The organism is Ideonella alba (assembly GCF_018069845.1).
GTDB lineage: Bacteria > Pseudomonadota > Gammaproteobacteria > Burkholderiales > Burkholderiaceae_C > Ideonella > Ideonella alba.
The window spans coordinates 125,072-132,449 of the sequence record NZ_JAGQDD010000013.1 but is presented as its reverse complement, the minus strand read 5'-3'; the positions used below and the strand labels follow the sequence as shown (position 1 = coordinate 132,449).

Annotated in this window: 10 protein-coding genes; 6 read left to right on the top strand and 4 right to left on the bottom strand. The window is 71.4% G+C overall.

Annotated features, from left to right (window positions below):
• Positions 1 to 130: 130 nt before the first annotated feature.
• Positions 131 to 952, bottom strand: coding sequence for an exodeoxyribonuclease III (locus KAK03_RS16725; RefSeq protein WP_210855446.1), 822 nt, complete (start codon positions 950 to 952; stop codon positions 131 to 133).
• On the opposite strand from KAK03_RS16725, the gene pyrE reads away from it, so the two are divergent.
• From pyrE to KAK03_RS16705, 4 genes are read left to right on the top strand one after another with little or no spacing between them, the layout of a single operon-like run.
• Positions 951 to 1,631 (top strand): orotate phosphoribosyltransferase, encoded by a 681-nt coding sequence (gene pyrE / locus KAK03_RS16720; RefSeq protein ID WP_210855429.1) that lies wholly within the window; start codon positions 951 to 953, stop codon positions 1,629 to 1,631. The two genes, KAK03_RS16725 and pyrE, sit on opposite strands and share 2 nt — an antisense overlap.
• A complete protein-coding gene (locus KAK03_RS16715; RefSeq protein WP_210855427.1) occupies positions 1,631 to 1,966 on the top strand; it encodes a hypothetical protein in 336 nt (111 codons plus the stop codon). The genes pyrE and KAK03_RS16715 overlap by 1 nt, the downstream gene beginning before the upstream one ends.
• 46 nt (positions 1,967 to 2,012) lie before the next feature.
• Positions 2,013 to 2,477 carry a PACE efflux transporter gene (locus tag KAK03_RS16710; protein ID WP_210855424.1) on the top strand — a complete coding sequence of 155 codons (465 nt, stop codon included), beginning with the start codon at positions 2,013 to 2,015 and terminating at the stop codon, positions 2,475 to 2,477.
• Positions 2,461 to 2,910 (top strand): GNAT family N-acetyltransferase, encoded by a 450-nt coding sequence (locus KAK03_RS16705; RefSeq protein ID WP_210855422.1) that lies wholly within the window; start codon positions 2,461 to 2,463, stop codon positions 2,908 to 2,910. Before KAK03_RS16710 ends, KAK03_RS16705 begins: the two co-directional genes overlap by 17 nt.
• Here the strand turns inward: KAK03_RS16705 and KAK03_RS16700 are convergent.
• From KAK03_RS16700 to rpe, 3 genes are read right to left on the bottom strand one after another with little or no spacing between them, the layout of a single operon-like run.
• Complete coding sequence (locus KAK03_RS16700; RefSeq protein WP_310738638.1) at positions 2,907 to 3,770, bottom strand: HTD2 family dehydratase; 864 nt, start codon at positions 3,768 to 3,770, stop codon at positions 2,907 to 2,909. The two genes, KAK03_RS16705 and KAK03_RS16700, sit on opposite strands and share 4 nt — an antisense overlap.
• A 10-nt stretch (positions 3,771 to 3,780) precedes the next feature.
• Positions 3,781 to 4,239, bottom strand: coding sequence for a MarR family winged helix-turn-helix transcriptional regulator (locus KAK03_RS16695; RefSeq protein WP_310738637.1), 459 nt, complete (start codon positions 4,237 to 4,239; stop codon positions 3,781 to 3,783).
• An 8-nt stretch (positions 4,240 to 4,247) separates the two neighbouring features.
• Entirely contained in the window at positions 4,248 to 4,940 is a 693-nt protein-coding gene (gene rpe, locus KAK03_RS16690; RefSeq protein ID WP_210855420.1) for a ribulose-phosphate 3-epimerase, read from the bottom strand.
• Positions 4,941 to 5,012: 72 nt separating this feature from the next.
• Between rpe and apaG the strand changes: the two genes are divergently transcribed.
• Complete coding sequence (gene apaG / locus KAK03_RS16685; RefSeq protein ID WP_210855418.1) at positions 5,013 to 5,387, top strand: Co2+/Mg2+ efflux facilitator ApaG/CorD; 375 nt, start codon at positions 5,013 to 5,015, stop codon at positions 5,385 to 5,387.
• On the top strand, positions 5,387 to 7,363 hold the full coding sequence (tlpB, locus tag KAK03_RS16680) for a transporter-like protein TlpB (protein ID WP_210855416.1): 1,977 nt from the start codon (positions 5,387 to 5,389) through the stop codon (positions 7,361 to 7,363). Before apaG ends, tlpB begins: the two co-directional genes overlap by 1 nt.
• The last annotated feature ends 15 nt before the right edge of the window (positions 7,364 to 7,378 follow it).

Genomic DNA, 7,378 nt, shown 5'->3' with positions numbered 1-7,378 from the left:
GCTTGGCCGAAGTCAAGGAGGAGGCCGCAGGCCGGGGGACATGAGGACAAGCGAACTCCCCCTCGCCCGCCGCGCCATACCGCCGCAGTCGACCCAACGGCCGGCCAAGGCAGCAAGCGGCCCCGCAGTGCTACAGCTTGAACCCGTAATCGATCGTCAGCGGCGCATGGTCGCTGAACTTCTGGTCCTTGTAGATGGCGGCGGCCTTCGCGTGTTCGGCCAGCGCCGGTGTGGCCAGGTGGTAGTCCAGGCGCCAGCCCACGTTCTTGGTGTAGGCCTGGCCGCGGTTGCTCCACCAGGTGTAGCAGGCGTCGGTGGTGTCGGGGTGCAGGCGGCGGTAGACGTCCACCAGGCCGCCCTGGCCCTTGCCGGTGCCCAGCAACTGGGTCATCCAGGCGCGCTCCTCGGGCAGGAAGCCGCTGTTCTTCTGGTTGGACTTCCAGTTCTTCAGGTCGGCTTCCTGGTGCGCGATGTTGACGTCGCCCACCAGGATGAACTCGCGCGTCTTCTTCAGCTTGGCCAGGTGCGGGGCCATGGCATCCAGGAAGCGGAACTTGGCCTGCTGGCGGTCCTCGCCGCTGGAGCCGCTGGGAAAGTAGCAGCTGATCAGGCTGAGCTTGCGGCCGGGCTTGTCGAAGCGCAGTTCCACCCAACGGCCCTCGTCATCAAACTCGGGCACGCCGAAGCCGATCTTGACGTCGCTGGGCTCGTGGCGGGTGTACAGGCCCACACCGGAGTAGCCCTTCTTCTGGGCGTAGTGGAAGTGGCCGCGCAGGTCACCCAGGTGGTCGAAGACCCCCTCGACGTCCGGCGCCTGCGCCTTGACCTCCTGCACCCCCATACAATCCGGCGCGTGGGCCTGCGCCCACTCGCGAAAGCCCTTGGTTGCCGCCGAACGGATGCCGTTCAGGTTGAGCGAGACCAGTCTGAAACCCACCGTCTGTTCCTTCATGTCGACCACGCCCACCACCGACGCCCTGGCCCAGGAATTCGTCATGTTCTCGGTGGAGGCGGGGGTGCTGCGCTTCGGCGATTTCACCACCAAGGCGGGCCGGAAATCGCCGTACTTCTTCAACACCGGCCTCTTTGACGACGGTGCCAAGCTGATGCGGCTCGGCGAATTCTATGCACGCCGCCTGATCGCGTCCGGCCTCGAGTTCGACATGCTCTTCGGCCCGGCCTACAAGGGCATCACGCTGGCTGCCGCGGTGGCCATCGGCCTGGCCAAGGAAGGCCGCAGCGTGCCCTATGCGTACAACCGCAAGGAAGCCAAGGACCACGGCGAAGGCGGCACGCTGGTGGGTGCGCAGGTGCGCGGCCGCGTGCTGATCATCGACGACGTGATCACCGACGGCGCCTCCAAGCGTGAAGCCGCCGACATGATTCGCGCCGCCGGTGCCACGCCGGTGGGCGTGGCCATCACCATGGACCGCCAGGAGCGCGCCAGTGACGACCCGGCCAACCGCCGCTCGGGCGTGCAGTATGTCGAGCAGGAGCTGGGCCTGCGGGTGGTGTCCATCGCCACGCTGGCCGACCTGATGGCCTTGCTGCAGACCACCGGCGATGCGGCACTGGCTGCCAACCTCGAGCGCGTGGCGGCCTACCGCGCCCGCTACGGGATCGACGCCTGATGCGCCGCCTGGCTGCGCTGCTGGCCTGGCTGCCGCTGGCCGCCGCGGCCGCGCCGGCCGACTACCGCTGCGAGGACGGCCGCGTGCTCAAGCTCACCAGCACGCCCTTCACCGCCCATGTCGAGTGGGACGGCCAGCGCCACACCGTGCAGCGCGTGCGCGAAGGGCGCGAAGCGGTCTATGTGAACGGCCGCGAGAAAACCCGGCTGGAGCTGCGCGGGCCGCGGCTGGAGTGGCGCACGCCCGAAGGCACCACGCTGTGCCGCCTGGTGCCGCGCAGCATCGCACCCGAGAACGTCTACGTGCCGCCGGCCGCCTCGGCGGCGTCGCGCTGAACCCCTTGTCAGCCGGGCGGCAGCCTGGCGCCCCTATCATGGGCCGATGCCCCTGGCCCTGACCCCCGCCGCCCGCCGCATCGTGCAGGCCGTGCTCTACGAGGCGATCGCGATCACCGCGGTCGGCCCGGCCATGGCCTGGCTGTTCGACGCGCCGATGGCCTCCTCGCTGGCGCTGGCGCTGCTGCTGTCCAGCGTGGCGCTGGCCTGGAACTGGGTGTTCAACGGCTGGTTCGAGCGCTGGGAGGCGCGCCAGGCGGTCAAAGGCCGCTCGTGGCGGCGCCGCCTGGCACACGGCATCGGTTTCGAGGGCGGCCTGGTCGTGATGCTGGTGCCGCTGATGGCCTGGTGGCTCAACACCACGCTGTGGGCCGCGCTGCTGGCTGACCTGGGTATCGTCGCCTTCTTCTTCGTCTACGCGGTGGCCTTCACCTGGGCCTTCGACCGCGTCTTCGGGCTGCCGGAATCGGCCCGAGCCAACCCCGGGAATCCTCATGCTGAGCACGCGTGACGCCGCCCTGTCCGACCTTCCGCGGCTGGGCGAGCTGTTCGAGCAATACCGTCAGTTCTACCACTGCCCCCCGGGCCGCGCGGCGGCCCAGGCCTTCCTGCAGCAGCGCCTGGTGACGGGAGAGTCGCGCGTCATCGTGGCCGAGACCGCGGCCGCCGGCGTGATCGGCTTCTGCCAGCTCTACCCCAGCTGGTGCTCGCTGGAGCTGGCGCCCATCTACGTGCTCTACGACCTGTATGTGCAGCCGGTGGCGCGCCGCCTGGGCGCCGGGCGGCTGCTGCTGCTGTCGGCGGTGAACGCCGCGCGCGACGACGACAAGCAGCGCATCGACCTGACCACCGCCCACGACAACATCGGCGCGCAGGCGCTGTACGAGTCGATGGGCTGGGTGCGCGACCAGGTGTTCCGCGCCTACTCGCGCACGGTGCGCTAGGGCGCCGCCCAGGCGCGGGCCTGCATGGCCACACCAGCGCCCTCGTCGATCGCCGCCCACAGCGCCAGGCCATTGCCGTCCTGGGCGGCCGCCACCAGCTCAAGGCCGTGGCCCAGCGTCACCGGCTGGCGCGCGCGGTACTCGAAGCGCGTCAGCGGCGCACCCAGGCAGCGCTGCGCCAGGCCGGCCAGCCGGGTGGCGATCAGCGGACCGTGCACCACGGGCGCGTCGTAGCCTTCCACGCTGCGGCAGTAGTCGGCGTCGTAGTGGATGCGGTGGCCGTTGAAGGTCAGCGCCGAGTAGCGGAACAGCTGCGTGCTGTCCGGCGTCCAGGGCTCACGCAACACCGCAGCAGGCAGCTCGGGCGTGGCGGCCGCGGCCGGCAAGGACCGGCCCTTGAAGACAATGTCGTGCTCTTCGCGCAGGCAGGGCTGGCCATCGGCCTGCAGCGCGTGCAGCACGGTGACGAAGACCAGCGGACCGCTGCGGCCCTGCTTGACCTCCACCGACTGCACGCTGGACAGCCGCACCAGCGCCGCGCCCAGCGGCAGCGGCGCCAGCCACTGCACGCGGCCGCCGGCCCACATCCGGTTGGGCAGCGGCACCGGTGGCAGGAAGCCCCCGCGTGCCGGGTGGCCGTCGGGCCCCAGCTGCGCGCGCGGCAGGCCTTCCAGGAAGTACAGCCAGTGCCACAGCGGTGGCAGCGCATCGCCAGGCTGCAGCGCGCGCGGCGTGTCGTCCACGGTGGCAGCCATCAGCCGGGCGGGCGTCAGCGCGGCCACATCCTCCATGCGCCGCGGCGCGCGGCCGACCCATTGGCGCAGCTGCTCAGGCTCCAGCGGTGGCGGCAGCGCGTCCACCGGAGCGCCCTCAGCCCATCTCGCCCGGCGCCCGCGCCAGCTCGTTGTTGCCCTGCACCAGGGTCATCAGCATGCGCAGGAACTCGTCGCGCTGCTCGGGCGGCAAGGGCGCCAGCATGCGGTGCTGGGCGCGCTGCATCGGCGCGATGATCAGCGTCAGCACCCGCTCGCCCTCGGGCGTGAGCACCAGCTGGCGCACGCGGCGGTCGCTGGGCGAGGCCTGGCGCTGCAGCAGGCCGCGCTTTTCCAGGCGGTCGACCACGCCGCCGATCGTGGAGGTGTCGTAGCCGATGGTGCGGGCCAGGCTGCGCTGGTCCATCCCCGGCTGCAGGCGCACCGCCTGCAGCGCGGCAAACTGCACCGGCGTGATGCCGAACTCGGCCGTCTCCTCCAGGAAGACCGCCACCGCGATCTGCTGCAGGCGCCGGATGTAGTGGCCCGGCAGGGCGTCGAGCGGGAAGTCGGCCAAGGTGGGGCTCAGCGGGCCAGGGCGGCGCGCATCTCGTCGATCACGGCCTTGTAGTCGGGCTTGCCGAAGATCGCGCTGCCGGCCACGAAGGTGTCGGCGCCGGCATCGGCGATGCGGCGGATGTTGTCGCCCTTGACGCCGCCGTCGATCTCCAGGCGGATGTCGCGGCCCGACCTGGCTCGTTCAGCGTCGATCAGCCGGCGCACCTGCTCGGCCTTGCGCAGCGTGCTGTCGATGAAGCTCTGGCCGCCGAAGCCGGGGTTCACGCTCATCAGCAGGATCACGTCGAGCTTGTCGATCGTCCACTCCAGCACGTCGATCGGCATCGCCGGGTTGAACACCAGGCCACACTGGCAGCCCGCGCCCTTGATCAGCTGCAGCGTGCGGTCCACATGGGTGGAGGCGTCGGGGTGGAAGGTGATGATGTCGGCGCCCGCCTTGGCGAACTCCAGCGCCAGCGCGTCCACCGGCTGCACCATCAGGTGCACGTCGATCGGCGCGGGCGTGCCGTCGGGCTTGACCGCGTGCTTCTTCAGCGCCTGGCAGACCATCGGCCCGAACGTGAGGTTGGGCACGTAATGGTTGTCCATCACGTCGAAGTGGATCCAGTCCGCGCCAGCGGCCAGCACGTTCTTGACCTCCTCGCCCAGGCGGGCGAAGTCGGCGGACAGGATGCTGGGCGCGATGCGGTAGGTGGTCATGACGGATGAGGCGTGAAGGGACTTGGCACGGGCGGAAACCTCGATTTTACGGAGCCGCGCTAGGATGGTCCGATGTCGAACCCGCAATTCAGCGTCTCGGTGGCCACGCAGTACCTGCCCGAGCAGTCCTCGGCCGCAGACCATGTCTGGGCCTTTGCCTACACGATCACCATCCGCAACAGCGGCGATGTGGCGGCGCAGCTGGTCGCGCGCCACTGGATCATCACCGACAGCGCCGGCCACACCGAGGAAGTGCGCGGCCTGGCCGTGGTGGGCCACCAGCCGCTGCTCAAGCCAGGCGAGCAGTTCGAATACACCAGCTGGACGCGCCTGGCCACGCCGCGCGGGCGCATGCAGGGCACCTTCTTCTGCATCACCGAAGACGCGCACTGGTTCGACACGCCGATCGCGCCCTTCGAACTGGCCCAGGCCAGCGCGCTGCATTGATGACCGGGCTGGCGGGGCTGCTGGCGCAGGCCGATCCGGCGGCGCCGGCGGTCGAGCGCCACCTGTGGCTGGTGAACCTGCTGGCCTGGGTGCGCGCCGACGGCCCCGCGGTGGACGAAGCCGATCCGCTGCGCGACGTGCCCTGGCCGGTGCGCCGGCTGCGACATCTGCTGAGCGAGCTGGACCACGACGCCGACGCGCACGGCCGCGTCAGCGCGCTGCTGCGCCAGACGCTGGCCGCGCTGGACCCGGCCGGCCTGCTGGCCGATTTCGGCTTCTCGCCGCGCCAGGGCTTCGTCAGCGAACTGGCCGAGCGGCTGCGCCTGGGCCTGCTGCCCGGCACGCCGCAGACCCATGACCTGGGCGAGCTGTTCCAGCTGGTGTGCGCCGACGGCGACGCCACCTGGCTGGCCGCGCTGGACGACGCCACGGTGCTGGGCCTGGCCGCGCTGTGCACCGACACGCCCGAGGAGCCGCCGCAGGCGGTGCTGATCGAGGCGCTGCAGCTGCTGGCCAGCCAGATGCGCGCCACCGGCCTGGCCGGCGCGATGCGCCAGCGCATCGACCCCGCCGCACTGGCGCAGCGCCCCTTCCACGAGCTGGCCCGCACCGCCGAGGCGCTGCGCGCCGCCCACCGCGACGGCGCCGACGCCGCCGAGCGCTTGCAGCAGGCCGGCTACCTGCGCGCCGTGCTGCAGGCCTGCATCGAGGCCGCCGACAGCGTGCGCCAGCACCTGGACGAGCACGGCATTTCGGTGGACCTGGTGTTCCAGATCGACCAGCTGCGCCGCCGCCGCGAGCGCATGGAGCTGCTGCTCGACCTGCTGCTGGCGCCCCAGCCCGCATCGGCCTGGCGCCGCCTGCTGGAAGCGCTGGCCGAGGCCGCCGCCGAGCGCCGCGGCCTGGGGCGGCTGCTGGCGCGCCACTACGCGCTGCTGGCGCGCAAGGTCACCGAGCGCAGCGCCGAGACCGGCGAGCACTACATCACCCGCGACCGCGCCGGCTGGCTCGAGATGCTGCGCCACGCCGCCGGCGGCGGCGCGGTGATCGGCTTCACCACGCTGGCCAAGTTCGCGCTGGGCGCACTGGCGCTGCCGATCTTCTGGGCCGGGCTGGCCGCCGGGCTGAACTACGCGATCAGCTTCGTGCTGGTGCAGCTGCTGCACTGGACCGTGGCCACCAAGCAGCCGGCGATGACCGCGCCCAGCATGGCCGCCAAGCTCGACGGCATCGGCCGCGACGAGCAGGCGGTGGAGGGCTTTGTCGACGAGGTGGCGCACCTGCTGCGCTCGCAGATGGCCGGCATCGTCGGCAACCTGGCGCTGGTGGTGCCGGTGGTGCTGGCGCTGCAGGGCCTGGGATGGTGGTGGGCCGGCGCGCCGCTGGTGGGCGAGGCCGATGCGCGCTACGTGCTGCACTCGCTGGACATCCTGGGCCCCAGCGCCTTCTTTGCCGCCTTCACCGGCGTGCTGCTGTTCGCCTCCAGCCTGATCGCCGGCTGGGTGGAGAACTGGTTCGTCTTCCAGCGCCTGGACAGCGCCATCGCCTGGAACCCGCGCAGCCGCGCGCTGCTGGGCCCCGAGCGCGCGCAGCGCTGGGCGCGCTGGTGGCGCGCGAATGTCTCGGGCCTGGCCGCCAACACCTCGCTGGGCCTGCTGCTGGGCCTGGTGCCGGCGCTGGGCAGCTTCTTCGGCCTGCCGATCGAGGTGCGCCACGTCACCCTGGCCATGGGCCAGCTGGCCGCGGCGCTGGGCGCGCTGGGCACCGACCTGCTACAGCAACCCGCGTTCTGGCGCTGCCTGGCGGCGATTCCGGTGATCGGCGCGCTCAACCTGGGCGTCAGCTTCTTCCTGGCGCTGCGCGTGGCGCTGGCCTCGCGCCAGCTCAAGCTCAAGGACCAGGCCCGGCTGCGTGACGCCATCCTCGGGCGGCTGCGCCGGGCGCCAGCCAGTTTCTTCTGGCCGCCGCGCGGGTGACCTACCATCACGCCC